The sequence below is a fragment of the Biomaibacter sp. TOL genome (genome assembly GCF_059717795.1).
Genome location: NZ_AP046092.1, coordinates 2,146,271 through 2,167,831 on the forward strand (window position 1 = coordinate 2,146,271; position 21,561 = coordinate 2,167,831).

Genomic DNA, 21,561 nt, shown 5'->3' on the forward strand with positions numbered 1-21,561 from the left:
GATTTGCGGCATAGCTTTATATTGCTTTTATCTTTGACAGCAGGGATTGTCAGATTTCAAATCAACTTTTAAAAAACAGGAGGAGATAAAAGATGGCAAACATTAAAAACCGCTCGGAGATTTTATTCCTGTATGATGTTACCGATGCCAATCCTAATGGAGACCCGGTGGATGAAAACAAGCCTAGGGTAGATGAGGAAACGGGAGTAAATATCGTGACTGATGTTAGGCTGAAAAGGACTATTAGAGACTATCTGCATGACTATAAGGGTCAGGAAATTTTCATACTGGAAATAAGAGATGATAAAGGCAACTTGAAGACAAAGGAAGACAGGCTGGCACAGTTCAAGGACAACGCTGATTTGATTAAACAATGCATAGACGTGAGGCTGTTTGGAGCGACTACAGCGGTAAAGGATAAAACCATGACATTGACAGGGCCGGTGCAGTTCAAATACGGAAGGTCGCTGCACAGGGTGGATATAACTTATGTCAAAGGCACTACTGTTATGCCTTCGAAAGAAGGCAACAAGCAGGGTACCTTCACGGAAAGGTACATACTCCCCTATTCCCTCATAGCCTTTTACGGCATAGTGAACGAAAATGCCGCAGCGGCACAGGGCATTGACCTTTCCGAAGAAGATGTAGCCCTTCTTCTTGAAGGCATATGGAACGGGACAAAAAACCTCATGTCAAATTCCAAAACAGGCCAGATGCCCAGGCTTTTGCTCGAAGTGGTATACAAAGAAAAGAATTTCCACATGGGGGAACTGGACAAAAGGATAAAATTTGTGAGCGATAAAAACGACGAAGAGATAAGGGATATAAAAGACGGAAAACTGGATGTAACAGAACTCATAAAAGCCCTAGGACTCCATAAAGACACCATCGAGCGCATAAACTATAAAGTCGATGAAAGGCTTATTTTGACTTTGGAGGGGAAAGAAACCTGCCTGAAAGAGGCATTGTCCGGTTTTGATGCTTTCGAACTTTCATTTTAGAGGGGAATAAATGATGAAGACGCTGGTATTTGATATATACGGGGACTTTGGCCATTTCAAAAAATTCTATACCACATCATCCCCTCTCACCTTTGCTTTTCCCCCGCCTCCCACCGTGAGGGGGATGTTGGGTGCCATTATAGGAATTGATAAAAACGATTATCTCGATGTGCTGTCGCACGATAAGTGCAAAATTGCCGTTAGAATTCTTTCGCCGGTAAAAAAAGTCCGCATGGGGCTAAATCACATAAATACGAAAGGAAATTATTGGATTCCAGCCAAAAAAGGGACCCATGAGGCCAGGACCCAGATACGCACTGAGTTCTTGAAAAATCCGGCCTACAGGCTTTACATCTACCACGAGGACGAGCAACTTCTAAAAAACCTTGCAGAAAATATTCGATCCCACAAAACCGTATATACGCTGTCCCTGGGGCTCAGCGAACTACTGGCTGATTTTAAGTTTGTGGGGATTTGTGAGTTTGTCGAAAGAAGAAACGGTGAAGGCCATATAACCACCGTAATCCCGATGTGCGTTATTAATGAGTACGGCATAACCTTCGAAAAAGACAAAAAGTATTTCAAAGAAAAAATAGCGGTGGAAATGACCCGGGACCGCGTTGTGGAAAGGTATGAGGATGTTATTTTTGAGGTCCAGGGCAGAACCATTTATGCCCGAACCAGCATTTACTGGGAGGATGAAAAAGGTGAGCGCATCATCTTCTTCTAACCTGTATTCCCATCCGGAAAAAGCCCTGGAGGAACATCTTGTCAATGTGGCAAAAATAGCACAGCAAAACTTTGAACAAAGCCCTGCCGATTTTACCGGTATAATGACCAGGGGCAGGCTGATGAGATTAATAAGGATTTGCGGGCTGCTGCATGATTTGGGAAAAGCAACCGGCTATTTCCAGAGGTATCTTTTTGCCTCTGAGGAGGAAAAGAAGAATCTGAAAGCAATGGAAGAGACCCATCACGGGCTTTTATCGGCAGTGGCATGCTTTTATGCGGCAAAGGCTGAATTTGAGCATGATGAAGAATTAAAAGGCGATGACAGGGCATTTTTGTCCTTTGTCGCCTTTTTGGCCGTAAAAAGGCATCACGGCAATCTGGAAGACATATTGGATGAAGCTGTCCTTCGCGATAAAGAACAGGTGCTGATGGCCCAAATAGAAAGCATTGACGAAAAAAGGCTTGCTGTATTAAATGCGATACTCAAACAAAACGGTTTAAAGCAGGATATAACCGAAGAAAATTTGAAAAAATGGGCCATGGATATATCGGCAGAACTGAAAACCATACGGAGAAAACTGAGGGGCCTCGAGCGCAGCAGGAGCATAGATCCGTATCTTGCCACCAACTATATTTTTTCCCTGCTTATAGATGCCGACAAGAGCGAGGTATCCACAGGAAAAGTTCTGGCAAGATGCGATGCAAATCTTGATTCATCTATTGTAGATGAATATAAAAAGTCCATGAAATTTAAAGACACGTTTTTGAATAAACTGAGGCAGGAAGCATATGATGAGGTGCTCCTTGCCCCTGTGGACCTTGAAAAAAGAGTGTATTCCATAAATCTCCCGACCGGCCTGGGCAAGACTCTGACGTCTCTTGCCTTTGCTCTGAAACTCCGAAAGGATATCCATGCAAAAAAAGGCTTTATCCCCCGCATCATATATTCGCTGCCGTTTCTCAGCGTCATCGAACAAAATGCCGGCGAATTTGAGAAGGTACTCAAAGCCGGCGGCCTGGATGTGGATACCAGCCTGCTCTTAAAACACCATCACCTGTCCGAATACACCTATAAAAAAGGCGATGAAGAATTTGAGCCGGGTGAGGCCAAAATCCTCATCGAAGGATGGAATTCGGAAATAATAGTGACCACATTTGTCCAGCTGTTTCATGCGCTTCTGTCCAACAGTAACAAAAACCTTCGAAAGTTTCACCGGCTTTCGGGCAGCATCATCATACTGGATGAAGTCCAGTCCATACCGTTTAAATACTGGCTTTTGGTGAGGGAAATCCTGAAAACATTGACTGAAAAGCTGGACTCCTATGTGGTTTTTGTAACTGCCACAGAGCCCATGATTTTTTCGAGAGAAGAGGTTTCCCCCCTGACGGATAGAAAGAAATACTTCAATATTATGGACAGGGTAGTGATAAAACCGGATATAGCGCGGGACATTAGCCTGGAGGAATTCGCCGAAAGCCTTGAAATAAAGGATGGCAGAAGTTATCTTTTTATCCTAAACACCATAAAGTCTGCAAAAAAGTTTTATGAATTGCTCAAACAAAAGGCAGGAGAAAGAGAAGCGGCATACCTTTCCACCCATGTGGTTCCTTTTGAGCGGCTCAGGCGCATAGAAAACATGCGCAGCGGCAGAGTAAACCTTGCTGTTACCACCCAGCTGGTGGAGGCAGGAGTCGACATTGACTTTGACGTGGTATACAGGGATCTTGCGCCCCTTGACTCCATAAACCAGTCTGCCGGCCGCTGCAACCGGAATTGGGGGGAAAAGGGAGAAGTAATCGTGGTTTCTCTGAAAGATGAAAAAAGGTTGTATTCATCTTATATTTATGACGGCGTGCTGCTGGACATGACCCGCCGCATATTGCAGAAAAAAGATGTTATAGAGGAAAAAGATTTTCTTGAATTAATCGAATCGTATTACAGCCAAATGCAGGATAAAAAATCCAGCGACAGGTCCCGCGAGCTTCTTTCAGCAGTTTACAGCATGAAATATACCAGCGTGGATGAAACACCGTGCATTTCGGATTTTAAATTAATTGATGAGGATTATCCCAAACTGGATGTATTCATAGAGCTGAACGATGAAGCGGCAGAAATATGGCTGGATTACATCAGGATAAAGGAAATGAAAGATTTGATAAAGCGCAAGCTCGAATTCAACAAAATTAAATCTGATTTTTATAAATATGTTGTATCAATACCCATGAATGTGCAAAATTTGCCTCCCGAAGTGGCAGGCTTTCGCTATGTAAACAGGAATTCCCTGCAGGATTATTATGACGAAGTCACTGGCTTCAAATGTGAAGGAGTGACGGCTCTGTGGTGAAACTCATAACCGGGACACTCATACAGAGCTATAACATTTGCAAAAGGCAGACATGGCTCATGGCCCACCAGATAATACCAGACCAGGAGCATCCATATATAGAATTAGGCCGGCTAATTGATGAAGAAAGCTATGACAGAGATAAGAAAAAAATAAATTTTGAAAATGTGGTACTCGATCTCGTGAAATCCGATGAAGGAGATATAATAGTAGGCGAAGTTAAAAAAAGCTCAAAAGCCCGGGAAAGTGCCAGGCTGCAGCTTGCGTTTTATCTATACAAACTAAAAGAAAGCGGAATCAATGCCCGGGGCGTTCTGCTTTTTCCCGAAGAAAGAAAAAGGATGATGGTAGAACTCACACCCGAGCTTGAAAACGAACTGGAAAAAATATTCAAGGACATAGAAAGGATCATATTTCAACCCGTGCCTCCCCCTTTTAAAAAGATAGGCTACTGTAAAAATTGTGGATACAAGGAGTTTTGCTGGTCGTGAAAAAGCCGATTTTTATATTTTCAAATGGAGAACTTAAAAGAAAGGACAATACCATATTTTTTGAAAATGAGGAAGGCCAGAAATTCATTCCGGTAGAAAACACCAGTGAGATATACGTCTTTGGCGAAGTGAATGTAAACAAAAGATTTCTGGAATTCATAACCCAGGCCGAAATAATTCTCCATTTTTTCAATCACCATGACTACTATGTAGGGTCCTATTACCCCAGAGAACATCTCAACTCTGGCTTTATGATATTAAAGCAGGCTGAACATTACCTGGATGCCGGCAAAAGGCAAAAATTAGCATCAGAGTTTGTCATGGGAGCATCCAAAAACATACAACAGGTACTCAGATATTATTCCAACAGAGGCAAGAATTTAGCTGAAGTTGAAAATGGAATAAAAAATCTGGAACAAAAAATCTATTCCTGCTCAGATGTCGAAGAACTTATGGCGATTGAGGGCAACACCCGGGACTACTATTACAGGGCCTTTGACCATATCCTGGAAAAACCCGAGTTCAGTTTTGAACAGAGGACCAGGCGGCCACCCCAGAACAATCTAAACACGCTCATAAGCTTTGGCAATTCAATGATATACACAATAGTATTGAGCGAAATTTATAAAACCCATCTGGACCCAAGAATAGGATACCTCCATGCCACAAACTTCCGCCGATTTACCCTTAACCTTGACATAGCAGAGATATTTAAACCCATTATAATCGACAGAGTAATCTTCACCTTAATCGGCAGAAACATGATAACAAAAGACGATTTTGAAAAAAGCACTGCAGGTTTGATTCTCAAAGAAAACGCAAAAAAAACCTTTGTAGAAGAATTGGAAAACAAACTGAAAACCACATTCAACCACAGGACCCTGGGCAAAAACGTCTCATACCGCCGCCTGATAAGACTGGAACTGTATAAGTTGGAAAAACATTTGATGGGCGAAGAAGAATACAAACCGTACATAGCAAGCTGGTGAAAAAAATATATTTAACAGGGACTCAGACAAGATTCAATTATTTTCTGCATACTTCTACCTGCAAAATACTCTTCAAGAGAGACTATAGGTATCAAAAAAGTCGGAGATAAAATGATTGTTTAAAAAAATATAGTCGTCGACCTCAGGTAGTGTAAAAATTTCCGGAAGTCGACGACATTATTTTTTCTGGCGATAAATCCTTCCAAGCCTTTATTTTTATGGTAAAAAATGATATAATTTACTCAAAGGTTGGCTTTTCGTATATTGATCAAATACTAATAATACTATATGTATCCTGTATTTTTTGCCTATTTGGATTGGTTTTTAGCCTCCCTACGAGGAATTGAAACAGTGTAGAAAGCAATGAAGAAATGATTGGTGTTGCCGGTTTTTAGCCTCCCTACGAGGAATTGAAACTCGAGGCCGCAGGTGGGGCGGTCAATTGGCGTGGGAAGTTTTTAGCCTCCCTACGAGGAATTGAAACTGCGAGCGGGACGTTTTATGTCCCGCATGTCTGTATTGGTTTTTAGCCTCCCTACGAGGAATTGAAACTATTCTTTTTGCTTTGCATTGCTTAATGGGCAACCAATGTTTTTAGCCTCCCTACGAGGAATTGAAACTCAAGACAAGAGAGAAGGGAACCCTTCTCCTTGTCGAGTTTTTAGCCTCCCTACGAGGAATTGAAACCCGGCGGGGCCGCAAGGCCCTTCCGCTCAACCTACAAAGTTTTTAGCCTCCCTACGAGGAATTGAAACCTTCGGCCTGTCGGCTTTTTTCTCGGCTGTCTTCCAGGTTTTTAGCCTCCCTACGAGGAATTGAAACCTTGGTCGGGAAATATCCCCGCTCCGGTTTCCCGGAGTTTTTAGCCTCCCTACGAGGAATTGAAACGGCATCTATGCCACCTCCTTAGTGCACCACAAAGGTCCGTTTTTAGCCTCCCTACGAGGAATTGAAACCTGGTTGTTCTGGCCCTGGCGGAGGGATGTCAGTGTATGTTTTTAGCCTCCCTACGAGGAATTGAAACGGGTTTCGGAGATAGCCGGGTGTCTGATATCCCATGTTTTTAGCCTCCCTACGAGGAATTGAAACGGCTGTGTGTCGTAGCAGTATACAAGCTCTTCGTCGGGTTTTTAGCCTCCCTACGAGGAATTGAAACCCGCTTTAGCTCTCAAAGGCGACTGGGCGGCCCTCTGTTTTTAGCCTCCCTACGAGGAATTGAAACTCATAATCATCCAGCCATGGCGCACCCTCCAGGAAAGTTTTTAGCCTCCCTACGAGGAATTGAAACTATCTCGCATCTTATTTTGCCTCCCTATTTTTCTGATAGTTTTTAGCCTCCCTACGAGGAATTGAAACTCCCCTGTGCTGCAAGATAGTTTTTAAGCTCGGAAGGTTTTTAGCCTCCCTACGAGGAATTGAAACGGAGGAAGAAAGGGGGAAAGGTAATGCAGCCGAGGCCCGTTTTTAGCCTCCCTACGAGGAATTGAAACTCATTTACTCCTCCTTTTCCGGCACTTTTCCCCCGTGTTTTTAGCCTCCCTACGAGGAATTGAAACTTTCTTCCTCCTTTTTTAGGTTGAGCGGAAGGGCCTTGCGTTTTTAGCCTCCCTACGAGGAATTGAAACTTGTATGTCGGGAGGTATGCGGCAGTTGTCAGGGTGGTTTTTAGCCTCCCTACGAGGAATTGAAACCTTCCTCCTTGCATTTCCAGCATAGCTATGCTATAGTTTTTAGCCTCCCTACGAGGAATTGAAACCTATAAATTCGGTATATGTCTTGTGAAGCACAACGGAAGTTTTTAGCCTCCCTACGAGGAATTGAAACCTTCTTCTGCACATTGCAGGGCGGGCAATTAGACCAGGTTTTTAGCCTCCCTACGAGGAATTGAAACTTAGAGTTAAAGAAGGATTTTCTACAAGGGCTCGTGAGTTTTTAGCCTCCCTACGAGGAATTGAAACAAGCCTGGCAAGAATGCAGAGATGCATTCTTCAAGAGGTTTTTAGCCTCCCTACGAGGAATTGAAACTTTTCCTCCTTAAATCTCTTTTTATTCTCCCCTCTGGTTTTTAGCCTCCCTACGAGGAATTGAAACCAAAATCTATCTGGGGGGAAGGTTACTGGTTAAACTCGTTTTTAGCCTCCCTACGAGGAATTGAAACGACGAAGAAGCTCGGCAGCTAATGGAATCACTTGACGTTTTTAGCCTCCCTACGAGGAATTGAAACGGGACCGGCTGGAAAGGGAGAAGCCCCTGGAAGTCAAAGTTTTTAGCCTCCCTACGAGGAATTGAAACCGGCAATGCCGACAGGCCCCGACAATGCAGCAAACAGTTTTTAGCCTCCCTACGAGGAATTGAAACCTTTCAAACCGAGGGCCTCACATAGCTTTCGGACTTCGTTTTTAGCCTCCCTACGAGGAATTGAAACTCCCTCCCCGCCGATAACAAAGCCGCTATGATAAACCCGTTTTTAGCCTCCCTACGAGGAATTGAAACAATCGAGAGGGGCAGAATTCCCGGCATGGACACAGCGTTTTTAGCCTCCCTACGAGGAATTGAAACCTTCGATATCGTTAAGCGGAAACATGATATCAAGCTGTTTTTAGCCTCCCTACGAGGAATTGAAACGGGTAACAGAGGACAGCAACGGCAAAAAGCGCAAAAGTTTTTAGCCTCCCTACGAGGAATTGAAACTCGTTGTGGCTTGATATTGATAAATATATACAAAACAGTTTTTAGCCTCCCTACGAGGAATTGAAACGTTTTGGAACTAGCTATGTAAGATATGACCTGAATTAGTTTTTAGCCTCCCTACGAGGAATTGAAACATTGTCTTTGTTAATCTGGTTAGGCTTCATTACCTGTTTTTAGCCTCCCTACGAGGAATTGAAACGACGAAGTATACACATCAAGAGCAAAGCCGTTTCTCGTTTTTAGCCTCCCTACGAGGAATTGAAACGCACCAAGCAAACCTTTCCATGCAAAGATGTAACCAGTTTTTAGCCTCCCTACGAGGAATTGAAACGAGCAGAAGTAACTCGGGGTGTTATCCACATCGTATCGTTTTTAGCCTCCCTACGAGGAATTGAAACATTATAGCAAATGTATTTATTTTGTCAACACATCTTGTTTTTAGCCTCCCTACGAGGAATTGAAACTTGTAAGAGTGCTGCTGGGTCCGTTTCGTCGGAGTCGTTTTTAGCCTCCCTACGAGGAATTGAAACAAGATCCTTCCTGGCGGGAAAAAATAGCGGAAGCGGTTTTTAGCCTCCCTACGAGGAATTGAAACTCCACAGCATCCACGGCGGCCCCGGGCAGAGATTAGTTTTTAGCCTCCCTACGAGGAATTGAAACCGTCATCATATGCAAAATATTCTTTCTCTTCATCTGGTTTTTAGCCTCCCTACGAGGAATTGAAACCCCCTCGGCAAACCGCTTGCATAGTAATCTTAGCTCGTTTTTAGCCTCCCTACGAGGAATTGAAACCCGTTGGATCAAAAAGTTCAAAACCATAAGGAGTTAGGTTTTTAGCCTCCCTACGAGGAATTGAAACTATTTGACCATAAAAGTTCTAAGCCATTTGATAAATAGTTTTTAGCCTCCCTACGAGGAATTGAAACACGCCTCGGCCGTCTGCCGCCCAAGTTGCGTTACCTGTTTTTAGCCTCCCTACGAGGAATTGAAACTTGTATAAGCCGGTACCAGGTATTATTGGAATTTCGGGGTTTTTAGCCTCCCTACGAGGAATTGAAACGTGCCTGTGCGGATTTTATCGAAGGCGTCGTCGAACGTTTTTAGCCTCCCTACGAGGAATTGAAACATGCCGGGGCAGGAACGGTCACAATTACTGAAGACAGTTTTTAGCCTCCCTACGAGGAATTGAAACATCTTAAAAAGCAGTACCACTCACCGCTAGGACCGGTTTTTAGCCTCCCTACGAGGAATTGAAACTTATTATGAGTGTTCGAACTGTGGAAACTACATCCAGTTTTTAGCCTCCCTACGAGGAATTGAAACTCCGGAACTGACTTATGGTCCGATGATACCTCCGACCCGTTTTTAGCCTCCCTACGAGGAATTGAAACGCATCTGGGGAACGGATGGGCTAAAAAGTTGCCGTAGTTTTTAGCCTCCCTACGAGGAATTGAAACAGTCTATTTACTACCCAATTTAATTGTTCATCATTGGTTTTTAGCCTCCCTACGAGGAATTGAAACCTTGTCCGAATTGCGGAAGGGAGTGGGAGGTAGAATGTTTTTAGCCTCCCTACGAGGAATTGAAACATGCACAGAGATTCAGTGCCTTTGTGAAGGAGCTCCGTTTTTAGCCTCCCTACGAGGAATTGAAACATTTTTCAATTTTCACAGTTTCCTCTCCCTTTCTTTGTTTTTAGCCTCCCTACGAGGAATTGAAACTCTGCTCCGCTATCTCCGGCGGCAGGATTCCTATAAGTTTTTAGCCTCCCTACGAGGAATTGAAACTTATCCCTGAGATAATCATTCAGATCCTGGCCACCAAGTTTTTAGCCTCCCTACGAGGAATTGAAACCCCTGATAAGAGAAAGGAGTACAAAATCGGGGAATGGTTTTTAGCCTCCCTACGAGGAATTGAAACAACGTATTGCGACTAAATCGCCAACAGGCTCAACATAGTTTTTAGCCTCCCTACGAGGAATTGAAACTGTAATAACTGCATTAAAAGCGCTTGTTGTTGTTGGTTTTTAGCCTCCCTACGAGGAATTGAAACTCGGAATGAGAAAGGGGAAATGAGAATATGGCAAACGTTTTTAGCCTCCCTACGAGGAATTGAAACGTGCAGTTTGATAAGCAGCTTCTGCAAGCCGCCGCTGCGTTTTTAGCCTCCCTACGAGGAATTGAAACGATGCTCTCTTTGTGGGGAAATCATGGAGCACAAAAAGTTTTTAGCCTCCCTACGAGGAATTGAAACCGGCAATATCGCCATTTTCAACAATATCCTGTTTTTGTTTTTAGCCTCCCTACGAGGAATTGAAACTCTTTTCCCCTCCTCCCAACAAAAATATACCACAAAGTTTTTAGCCTCCCTACGAGGAATTGAAACAAAGCCCTGAATATAAAAAGCATCCGCTTTGGGGAGTTTTTAGCCTCCCTACGAGGAATTGAAACAAATGCAGCTCATCGAGCGCAATCCGCTGCAGTTCGGTTTTTAGCCTCCCTACGAGGAATTGAAACAACTGACAAAGGCTGAGCTATATTCCATTGCCAAGCTGGTTTTTAGCCTCCCTACGAGGAATTGAAACAAGCACCGTATGGTAATACTTCCAGTAATATACCTTGTTTTTAGCCTCCCTACGAGGAATTGAAACCCCCTGCGGAGCCCCAAGGAGGCGGCCAGGTGGATGGGAGTTTTTAGCCTCCCTACGAGGAATTGAAACGAAGAATCTGCAATTACTCTGCCAGGATTGCCATAAGTTTTTAGCCTCCCTACGAGGAATTGAAACCATCTTCTGTTTTTTGGAATTTTGCGGTCCTGAGGAGTTTTTAGCCTCCCTACGAGGAATTGAAACTCTTTTTGCTCTTGCAACATAGCTTCTAAGACTTTTGTTTTTAGCCTCCCTACGAGGAATTGAAACGAAGAATCTGCAATTACTCTGCCAGGATTGCCATAAGTTTTTAGCCTCCCTACGAGGAATTGAAACTAGAAAAGCACAATCTTCCCAGGATTCGCTTCCACGAGTTTTTAGCCTCCCTACGAGGAATTGAAACTTGCTTTCTTCTCAATTTCTACCGAACTTCTACCGGTTTTTAGCCTCCCTACGAGGAATTGAAACAAATTATCCCGCTTTAGCTCCCCACCCCATACCTCTAGTTTTTAGCCTCCCTACGAGGAATTGAAACGATAGTTGTTGAACAGAAAGCCCTAAAGATTTTCTTGTTTTTAGCCTCCCTACGAGGAATTGAAACATGATGGCAGCGAAATGGTTTGTGACCGGCCTCGGGTTTTTAGCCTCCCTACGAGGAATTGAAACTATATAAGGCCCCTTGCGGGTTTGAGGGGTTCCCCCGTTTTTAGCCTCCCTACGAGGAATTGAAACTGTCCGGCTCCCATTTCCGGAGCTCGTCTTCCATGCGGTTTTTAGCCTCCCTACGAGGAATTGAAACGTGTGACCTTCGTGACGACTTCGTAGCTCTTCTTGCCGTTTTTAGCCTCCCTACGAGGAATTGAAACCTGCTGACCTGTAGGGTATTGAGCAGGTCCTGATATGTTTTTAGCCTCCCTACGAGGAATTGAAACTTTTCAGAATTTTAGAACTTTAAGCGATTCCTGGAGTTTTTAGCCTCCCTACGAGGAATTGAAACTCGGCTATGATTGCCACGTTTCCGACGAGCCAGAAGTTTTTAGCCTCCCTACGAGGAATTGAAACTCCATTCTTGCCTGATATACCTCCAATGTGGCAATTTGTTTTTAGCCTCCCTACGAGGAATTGAAACATTCTGTAATGACCAATAATATGGTCTGTATCAATGTTTTTAGCCTCCCTACGAGGAATTGAAACGGCACAGACGTACAGCAAACACAATGAAGTTATCCGGTTTTTAGCCTCCCTACGAGGAATTGAAACGAACTTTAAGCGATTCCTGGAAGCCTTGATACATCGTTTTTAGCCTCCCTACGAGGAATTGAAACAAACGAAGAAGAAGCGAAGGCCGTAAGAATGATTTTGTTTTTAGCCTCCCTACGAGGAATTGAAACATCCTTCCAAGCTGGCTGCTGCCCAATTCTATCGTAGTTTTTAGCCTCCCTACGAGGAATTGAAACTCGCCCCTGTCTTTGAAATTTTTTAATCTTGAGCGGGTTTTTAGCCTCCCTACGAGGAATTGAAACACACAAACCCTCTCACGCCACAGGCGACGCAAGAAGGTTTTTAGCCTCCCTACGAGGAATTGAAACGCCGATTCCGGACGAGAATTTCGCCGGCGAACTGCGTTTTTAGCCTCCCTACGAGGAATTGAAACTTTCCTCCCTTCTATTTCACAGCAGATTTAATAAAAATGTTTTTAGCCTCCCTACGAGGAATTGAAACTGCCGTAAAATGCCGCCGATGACGCTACAGCTATTTGTTTTTAGCCTCCCTACGAGGAATTGAAACAAGATTCAACAGTTTGGGCCAGTTCCGGACAAAGAAGTTTTTAGCCTCCCTACGAGGAATTGAAACTCCTCATATTTGTGGAATAGCGTTTTGCAATGAAGACGTTTTTAGCCTCCCTACGAGGAATTGAAACTTTTTATCTCGCTTAATACCGGCGCACATTTTCTTTAGTTTTTAGCCTCCCTACGAGGAATTGAAACACCGCATAACAAAAGCTTTGCCGGAAGCAAATCCGGCGTTTTTAGCCTCCCTACGAGGAATTGAAACTGTAACCGATGAGGATAACAACCTCATCGGCTATGATTGTTTTTAGCCTCCCTACGAGGAATTGAAACTCAAAGTCGGAATCGTCGCCCAGAATATCCTGGGCGAGTTTTTAGCCTCCCTACGAGGAATTGAAACAGGAGAAATGATTGTCCATGAGCACAGTTGCATACCGTTTTTAGCCTCCCTACGAGGAATTGAAACTAAACAATCCAAGTTTTGAGGTAGATAGTAATGCTGAGTTTTTAGCCTCCCTACGAGGAATTGAAACATGCATTCGGCACCGCCGAGGACGGCAGGGGGAAGGTTTTTAGCCTCCCTACGAGGAATTGAAACACAGGAAGGAGTTCAGGCGGTTGATATAGGCGATGGTTTTTAGCCTCCCTACGAGGAATTGAAACCAGTGTCCGGGTTGTCTTCGTCGTCCCCGGGCACCGTTTTTAGCCTCCCTACGAGGAATTGAAACTATGCTCTTCGCAGGCATGAGGAAGCACCCAGGATGGGTTTTTAGCCTCCCTACGAGGAATTGAAACGGACATGGTTAATAATGCCTTCAACCGTCAGACAAAGTTTTTAGCCTCCCTACGAGGAATTGAAACTAAACTTGCATTGGGCTTACCGGATACAGCATTGACGTTTTTAGCCTCCCTACGAGGAATTGAAACATGAATTTGCCTCGGAATGATCCTAAATGGCAGTATATGTTTTTAGCCTCCCTACGAGGAATTGAAACTAGCGCTTGTAGGCGGTATGATAGCAATTGCAAATCGTTTTTAGCCTCCCTACGAGGAATTGAAACCTGTAACTATTTTGCTATCCGATGTCTCGGTGCTTCGTTTTTAGCCTCCCTACGAGGAATTGAAACTGTATTCTGGCTTAAGTTTTCCCATGAATAGCCCATATAGTTTTTAGCCTCCCTACGAGGAATTGAAACACGGCAATTGGATATGGCGGACGTTTGGCACAGGAGGTTTTTAGCCTCCCTACGAGGAATTGAAACGAGCATACCCCAGTAGCGTGCACACATTCCACAGCACCGTTTTTAGCCTCCCTACGAGGAATTGAAACTCGCACAATTGCAGACGGCGGGGCTGGGCATCACACGTTTTTAGCCTCCCTACGAGGAATTGAAACGAATTAAATCCTGGCGAGCGGCATCGATAAGATTCGTTTTTAGCCTCCCTACGAGGAATTGAAACGTAATAAGGTTGTATTATCGGGAGAGATAACTATTAGGTTTTTAGCCTCCCTACGAGGAATTGAAACGCGGGAGGAATCCATCGAGGCCCAGCTTGCAGCCATAGTTTTTAGCCTCCCTACGAGGAATTGAAACGGGTCTCTGGGGAGCGGGTGGAACCGCCGAGAGTCCAGTTTTTAGCCTCCCTACGAGGAATTGAAACTCGAATTGGCTTCCGACGGCGACGAGCCCGGCTCCGGTTTTTAGCCTCCCTACGAGGAATTGAAACCGGCGTAGCGTGCCCTGAATGCATAATAGCTGTTGCCGTTTTTAGCCTCCCTACGAGGAATTGAAACCATCATAGCCCAGGGGCGGCCTGCCGCCGGTGAATTGTTTTTAGCCTCCCTACGAGGAATTGAAACCTTCCGGGCAGGGGATAGCGTATTCGCAGGCGGCTTTCGTTTTTAGCCTCCCTACGAGGAATTGAAACTTTTGTAAAACTCGGAAAGTCTTTGCCGAATTCCGCGTTTTTAGCCTCCCTACGAGGAATTGAAACAACCCTCCTTGTAATTTCCGGCCTTTGGCCGGTAGGTTTTTAGCCACCCTACGAGGAATTGAAACGACATTGTCCGCATCCGCTTCAATTGATCCGGATTCCGTTTTTAGCCTCCCTACGAGGAATTGAAACGCACAATATCCACCTTCCAATACTCGTCTCGTGTAGCGTTTTTAGCCTCCCTACGAGGAATTGAAACCCTCTCGAACGTCATCGTAGTTCGTGCTTTCGGCTAGTTTTTAGCCTCCCTACGAGGAATTGAAACCAGCAATAGAAACTATATCAGCAGACCAGGCAGAGATGTTTTTAGCCTCCCTACGAGGAATTGAAACATTTTTTCTTCAAAATACTTTCTATAAAACTCTTCAGTTTTTAGCCTCCCTACGAGGAATTGAAACAATGAATTAACAGTTTCAAATTCTATTAAATATTTTTTGTTTTTAGCCTCCCTACGAGGAATTGAAACAAATCGATTTTAGCGTGGTGCAAGGGGGTTGACAGAGTTTTTAGCCTCCCTACGAGGAATTGAAACATTTTTCTATAATATTGATTTTTTCTTTAAGAAAGAAGTTTTTAGCCTCCCTACGAGGAATTGAAACAATGATGAAATTGCATATCACGTAGGAGCGACATCATAGTTTTTAGCCTCCCTACGAGGAATTGAAACGTGGAAAAAGTATGGATACCGCTTGGCACGTTCTGGGTTTTTAGCCTCCCTACGAGGAATTGAAACAGAGCGCCCTTGCCGGAGGCTTTACTTCCGCTGTCGTTTTTAGCCTCCCTACGAGGAATTGAAACATCCTTCAGGGTCGCCCCAAACCGACAGGGCAAGTTTGTTTTTAGCCTCCCTACGAGGAATTGAAACCGGCAGGGCCAAGAAGTTCAGCCCCGCCGATATAGAGTTTTTAGCCTCCCTACGAGGAATTGAAACATAAAATCGAGGTATGGCAAGCCTCGGTAGCGCTCAAGTTTTTAGCCTCCCTACGAGGAATTGAAACTTTCTTCGGCTTTGCTTTTAAGCCCTTCCAGGGGGAAGTTTTTAGCCTCCCTACGAGGAATTGAAACAGGCCAAAAACAATTATATATTTGCGGGGCTTATGGTTTTTAGCCTCCCTACGAGGAATTGAAACTCATGTCGGTTTTTTTATTTGATTCCTGTATTTGGGTTTTTAGCCTCCCTACGAGGAATTGAAACCCTGGGCATACATCTTCAGGAACTGGCCCCGGATCACGTTTTTAGCCTCCCTACGAGGAATTGAAACGAAGGGAGGGAAAGTGAATGCAGAAGCGATGTGAAAAGTTTTTAGCCTCCCTACGAGGAATTGAAACATATATATCGGGCACGAAGAACATAGCCGTTCCCCTAAGTTTTTAGCCTCCCTACGAGGAATTGAAACATCCTGTTTGTGAGATATTATAACAAAAAAGTTGTGTCCGTTTTTAGCCTCCCTACGAGGAATTGAAACGATGCTTTAAAAGTTGAATCAAAAAATGGTGTTGTGACGTTTTTAGCCTCCCTACGAGGAATTGAAACAGTGAAAAAAATGGAGCAAGAGATAGAGGAACTTCGGTTTTTAGCCTCCCTACGAGGAATTGAAACCCGTGAAGACGTTTCTCAGGATGGGTATAAAATCCATGTTTTTAGCCTCCCTACGAGGAATTGAAACCTCCATGCGGCGCATTCGTATACCAGGGCATCAATAAGTTTTTAGCCTCCCTACGAGGAATTGAAACCTTTAGCTCCCCAGCCGTAATATGTCGCCGATACAGTTTTTAGCCTCCCTACGAGGAATTGAAACCACTAGTTTTTCTTCATCACGCTTAAATTCAATGCCAGTTTTTAGCCTCCCTACGAGGAATTGAAACTACAGGAGGAGGAGGAATAAAAAATGAAAAAATATGTTTTTAGCCTCCCTACGAGGAATTGAAACTCAAGGGAAACGGAAGTCTCATGGCTCTATTCGTGAAGTTTTTAGCCTCCCTACGAGGAATTGAAACTCGTTACTTTGCCATTTTCGAATACGACGGTGATAAGTTTTTAGCCTCCCTACGAGGAATTGAAACAATGTATGGAAAAGAGAAAATAAAAGGGTTTTTGAAAGTTTTTAGCCTCCCTACGAGGAATTGAAACTCTCTTCTTGTTTTTTGCCTATAAGTCCCGTCTTTATGTTTTTAGCCTCCCTACGAGGAATTGAAACTAGTTGAGTGACGTTGCGTGGCCTATCAGGCGGTTCGTTTTTAGCCTCCCTACGAGGAATTGAAACAGAAATAAGATAAGTGGATGGATAGAGTCTGTAAAGTTTTTAGCCTCCCTACGAGGAATTGAAACTCCTGGGTCACGCTTGTATCCAGCGGGGTCCCAAGAGTTTTTAGCCTCCCTACGAGGAATTGAAACATTTTGATCTCTTGGATGATATGCTTGATCAGGATGCGTTTTTAGCCTCCCTACGAGGAATTGAAACTTAGGTCGTTTGAGGTGGCTTTAGGTGGTGAAGGGACACAGTTTTTAGCCTCCCTACGAGGAATTGAAACGGTCCTAAGTCCTCAAACCGGACTTGATTGATTCGGTTTTTAGCCTCCCTACGAGGAATTGAAACGGTCCTAAGTCCTCAAACCGGACTTGATTGATTCGGTTTTTAGCCTCCCTACGAGGAATTGAAACATACCTGATACAAAACACAGAGTTTCTGTGCTGTTACAGTTTTTAGCCTCCCTACGAGGAATTGAAACTTACATAGAGTTTTTCAAGCTAAATATTGAGTTGAGTTTTTAGCCTCCCTACGAGGAATTGAAACCATGGGATGATGTGAGGAAAATAAGGGCCGAATATGGTTTTTAGCCTCCCTACGAGGAATTGAAACACTTCTGGCTATATGGGTAAATTGAAAGGTATTACAAGTTTTTAGCCTCCCTACGAGGAATTGAAACTCTATAATCTCTCCATCTTCCGATATTACTTTATCGTTTTTAGCCTCCCTACGAGGAATTGAAACTTTTTTTATGCCTTTTATTTTCAGAATTTTAGAACTTGTTTTTAGCCTCCCTACGAGGAATTGAAACGGGCGAGGACCGGCTTAAACACGATGGCATAATATACCGTTTTTAGCCTCCCTACGAGGAATTGAAACTATTTCTGCTCGCTGGTCGTCGACGGAAATGGCTTTGCTTGTTTTTAGCCTCCCTACGAGGAATTGAAACGCCGCTGGGCATTGCAAAAGATACGGGCATTCCCACCAGTTTTTAGCCTCCCTACGAGGAATTGAAACAATAATAGCTATTATCCATGTTTGCATCGGTACCGAAGTTTTTAGCCTCCCTACGAGGAATTGAAACATACCCTACAAAATCAAATTAATGCCGGAGCCGGAAGTTTTTAGCCTCCCTACGAGGAATTGAAACGGCGCCCTTCCTGGAGGAAGCCGGAAAAGAATTTATGTTTTTAGCCTCCCTACGAGGAATTGAAACCGGCATAGGCGGCGTGGACCTGGGCGCCACCACCGAGTTTTTAGCCTCCCTACGAGGAATTGAAACATACCCTACAAAATCAAATTAATGCCGGAGCCGGAAGTTTTTAGCCTCCCTACGAGGAATTGAAACAAAGCGAGCCTTATACGACAGATGACGGAGTGTTAGGTTTTTAGCCTCCCTACGAGGAATTGAAACTAGTGGTTACATATCTAAATCCCCATGCTTTCATAACGTTTTTAGCCTCCCTACGAGGAATTGAAACAAAAAGTCCCTCCTTTCGGGGCCTTTCGGCCCCTGGGTTTTTAGCCTCCCTACGAGGAATTGAAACATTGTCGTTTTATCTTTCTTAACCTCCTTTCTATTGTGTTTTTAGCCTCCCTACGAGGAATTGAAACTACTCCTTTCTCTTATCAGGGTGGAAGGTGTTTGTCTGTTTTTAGCCTCCCTACGAGGAATTGAAACCACGAGCATCTATCAGTTCGTGCTGTATAACATTCTGTTTTTAGCCTCCCTACGAGGAATTGAAACAGTAATTCTAAGTGTATTGCTCTAACTTCTGCGGTCGTTTTTAGCCTCCCTACGAGGAATTGAAACACCCTTTCTAAAAATTGCAGCACATCCATCTTGCTGAGTTTTTAGCCTCCCTACGAGGAATTGAAACAAAGCACTTGCATTAGATCCAGATACTTATGGAATGAGTTTTTAGCCTCCCTACGAGGAATTGAAACATAAATTAGATATAGGAATATATACAGCAACTCAATGTTTTTAGCCTCCCTACGAGGAATTGAAACCGTTCTGTATCCAGGGGAAGGTTTGGATTGCTTTAGGTTTTTAGCCTCCCTACGAGGAATTGAAACCACGATATCCCAAGGCCTTTGCCATCAGTGAAACAGAGTTTTTAGCCTCCCTACGAGGAATTGAAACTCATCGCTGAATAGCCATATCGGCCTGACAACAACGGCGTTTTTAGCCTCCCTACGAGGAATTGAAACCCCCTACAGCAAAACCAATAAAGCATCTTCTACGGCTTTGTTTTTAGCCTCCCTACGAGGAATTGAAACTCTGCGCCCTTACTCCAAATTTTCTAGCCCTAATGCCGTTTTTAGCCTCCCTACGAGGAATTGAAACTTGTTAAATGCAATCGTGAAAGAAACAGCTGCAAAGGGTTTTTAGCCTCCCTACGAGGAATTGAAACAAAGTCATGAGAGAAGCTGAAGTTGAATATCAACGTAGTTTTTAGCCTCCCTACGAGGAATTGAAACTTCCAGCAGAGGGCCTGAATTGGATATAGTTTGTTTTGTTTTTAGCCTCCCTACGAGGAATTGAAACATGCACCGTTGCCTGCGCTTTTCCCTTCGAGCAATCGGTTTTTAGCCTCCCTACGAGGAATTGAAACGATTTTTTTCCACATTCCATATGATTTCTTCTGCGGCAGTTTTTAGCCTCCCTACGAGGAATTGAAACAAGCCTTCCCACAGATTGCTGGCCGCAGTTTTTGCGTTTTTAGCCTCCCTACGAGGAATTGAAACTAACCATCATATGCATTATCTTTGATTTCATAGATAGTTTTTAGCCTCCCTACGAGGAATTGAAACTTGCAGGGCTTCCATTCCAAGGTTTTTGCCATCCGGAGTTTTTAGCCTCCCTACGAGGAATTGAAACTGCGGTTGAATTCATTAATATAAGCGACTTTGAATCGTTTTTAGCCTCCCTACGAGGAATTGAAACAAATGTAATCATATTCATTCACATTTATATTATTAAAGTTTTTAGCCTCCCTACGAGGAATTGAAACCTTTTTTAACTCAAAAAATCCACCTCTCGTTTTGTTGTTTTTAGCCTCCCTACGAGGAATTGAAACAAGTATTTAGTGTAATAAATAAATACAATCATAAAAAGTTTTTAGCCTCCCTACGAGGAATTGAAACTGATTTCATCCTGATACAATGTTCTTCCTGCTTTCTGTTTTTAGCCTCCCTACGAGGAATTGAAACTGTCTGACGAAGAGCTTGTATACGCATATGACACAGTTTTTAGCCTCCCTACGAGGAATTGAAACTCTTAACCAGCTCGTTGATGATGTTCTCCTTGTCAGGTTTTTAGCCTCCCTACGAGGAATTGAAACAAATTTCCAGCAAACTATCTAATCCCATATCTTCTTCTGTTTTTAGCCTCCCTACGAGGAATTGAAACACAACGGCACCTTTATCAAAGATGCCGTCAAGCAGAGTTTTTAGCCTCCCTACGAGGAATTGAAACGGCAAGAACTGTCTCCGCTTCGTTCGACATCAGGAGGTTTTTAGCCTCCCTACGAGGAATTGAAACTGTCTGACGAAGAGCTTGTATACGCATATGACACAGTTTTTAGCCTCCCTACGAGGAATTGAAACTCTTAACCAGCTCGTTGATGATGTTCTCCTTGTCAGGTTTTTAGCCTCCCTACGAGGAATTGAAACATGCTGTGGCTGATACCATAGCTGATGCTGATGTTTCCGTTTTTAGCCTCCCTACGAGGAATTGAAACCTTAATGTTCGGGAATTGCGGCACCGGGGCGGCGGTCTAGTTTTTAGCCTCCCTACGAGGAATTGAAACCCGCTCCGGTAAACCGGCAACCTCGGGGCTAACCTCCGTTTTTAGCCTCCCTACGAGGAATTGAAACATGTGAAAGTAAAATTATTTACCCATACAGATTTAGAGTTTTTAGCCTCCCTACGAGGAATTGAAACATACTCCGGCAGAAAGCAGGGAAGAATCAGAAAAGCCGTTTTTAGCCTCCCTACGAGGAATTGAAACTCAGGTATCTTTTTCCAAATAAAACTAGGAAGCCATAGTTTTTAGCCTCCCTACGAGGAATTGAAACGCTGCTGCTTGTCTGCTTTGGTGTCGTCATTGTATTGTTTTTAGCCTCCCTACGAGGAATTGAAACCGGTTGACGTTGGCAATAGTAGATGCAATGATACCTGGTTTTTAGCCTCCCTACGAGGAATTGAAACTAGGGGAGGGATAGTATGTATCAATTCTTACTTAATATGTTTTTAGCCTCCCTACGAGGAATTGAAACAACTTACAGCGGCTTAACAGCTGAGCAAAAAACATGTTTTTAGCCTCCCTACGAGGAATTGAAACCCCAAATAACTGCACTTTAGGCATCGAGATGTGTGGTTTTTAGCCTCCCTACGAGGAATTGAAACTTAACTGGATTGATATTTTGTGGAAGTTGCGGTAAGTTTTTAGCCTCCCTACGAGGAATTGAAACTCGCCGAAGCAGCATTGGCGGTTGTGTATGCCGATAGGTTTTTAGCCTCCCTACGAGGAATTGAAACGAAGTAATATAAGCTTCAAAAGCATCAATAGTCATAGCGTTTTTAGCCTCCCTACGAGGAATTGAAACGTGATGAAGCCCGGGAG

5 protein-coding genes and 1 CRISPR repeat array (1 of these 6 running past the window's edge) are annotated in these 21,561 nt (G+C 43.8%); all 5 genes read left to right on the forward strand.

Annotation, left to right across the window (positions count from 1 at the left end; translation table 11 throughout):
* The first annotated feature begins 92 nt into the window (after positions 1-92).
* Genes cas7b through cas1b form a run of 5 tightly spaced genes read left to right on the forward strand, consistent with a single transcriptional unit; the run spans position 93 to position 5,558 of the window.
* Positions 93-1,001, forward strand: a complete 909-nt coding sequence (gene cas7b, locus AC6I1H_RS10700; RefSeq protein ID WP_497737580.1) for a type I-B CRISPR-associated protein Cas7/Csh2 — start codon at positions 93-95, stop codon at positions 999-1,001.
* 10 nt (positions 1,002-1,011) lie between these two features.
* Positions 1,012-1,731, forward strand: a complete 720-nt coding sequence (gene cas5b, locus AC6I1H_RS10705) for a type I-B CRISPR-associated protein Cas5b (protein ID WP_497737581.1) — start codon at positions 1,012-1,014, stop codon at positions 1,729-1,731.
* Positions 1,700-4,078, forward strand: coding sequence for a CRISPR-associated helicase Cas3' (gene cas3, locus AC6I1H_RS10710; RefSeq protein WP_497737582.1), 2,379 nt, complete (start codon positions 1,700-1,702; stop codon positions 4,076-4,078). The genes cas5b and cas3 overlap by 32 nt, the downstream gene beginning before the upstream one ends.
* A 59-nt stretch (positions 4,079-4,137) precedes the next feature.
* On the forward strand, positions 4,138-4,569 hold the full coding sequence (cas4, locus tag AC6I1H_RS10715) for a CRISPR-associated protein Cas4 (RefSeq protein ID WP_497740768.1): 432 nt from the start codon (positions 4,138-4,140) through the stop codon (positions 4,567-4,569).
* Entirely contained in the window at positions 4,566-5,558 is a 993-nt protein-coding gene (cas1b, locus tag AC6I1H_RS10720) for a type I-B CRISPR-associated endonuclease Cas1b (RefSeq protein WP_497737583.1), read from the forward strand. The genes cas4 and cas1b overlap by 4 nt, the downstream gene beginning before the upstream one ends.
* A 320-nt stretch (positions 5,559-5,878) precedes the next feature.
* A CRISPR array of direct repeats spans positions 5,879-21,561; the repeat unit is 30 nt; unit sequence GTTTTTAGCCTCCCTACGAGGAATTGAAAC (it continues 1,113 nt past the right edge of the window).

Excerpts from the sequence above, each read along its gene's own strand:
- cas4 (WP_497740768.1), top strand. The coding sequence starts at position 4,138 with ATGGCCCACCAGATAATACCAGACCAGGAGCATCCATATATAGAATTA.
- cas3 (WP_497737582.1), top strand. The coding sequence starts at position 1,700 with ATGAAAAAGGTGAGCGCATCATCTTCTTCTAACCTGTATTCCCATCCG.
- cas7b (WP_497737580.1), top strand. The coding sequence starts at position 93 with ATGGCAAACATTAAAAACCGCTCGGAGATTTTATTCCTGTATGATGTT.
- cas5b (WP_497737581.1), top strand. The coding sequence starts at position 1,012 with ATGATGAAGACGCTGGTATTTGATATATACGGGGACTTTGGCCATTTC.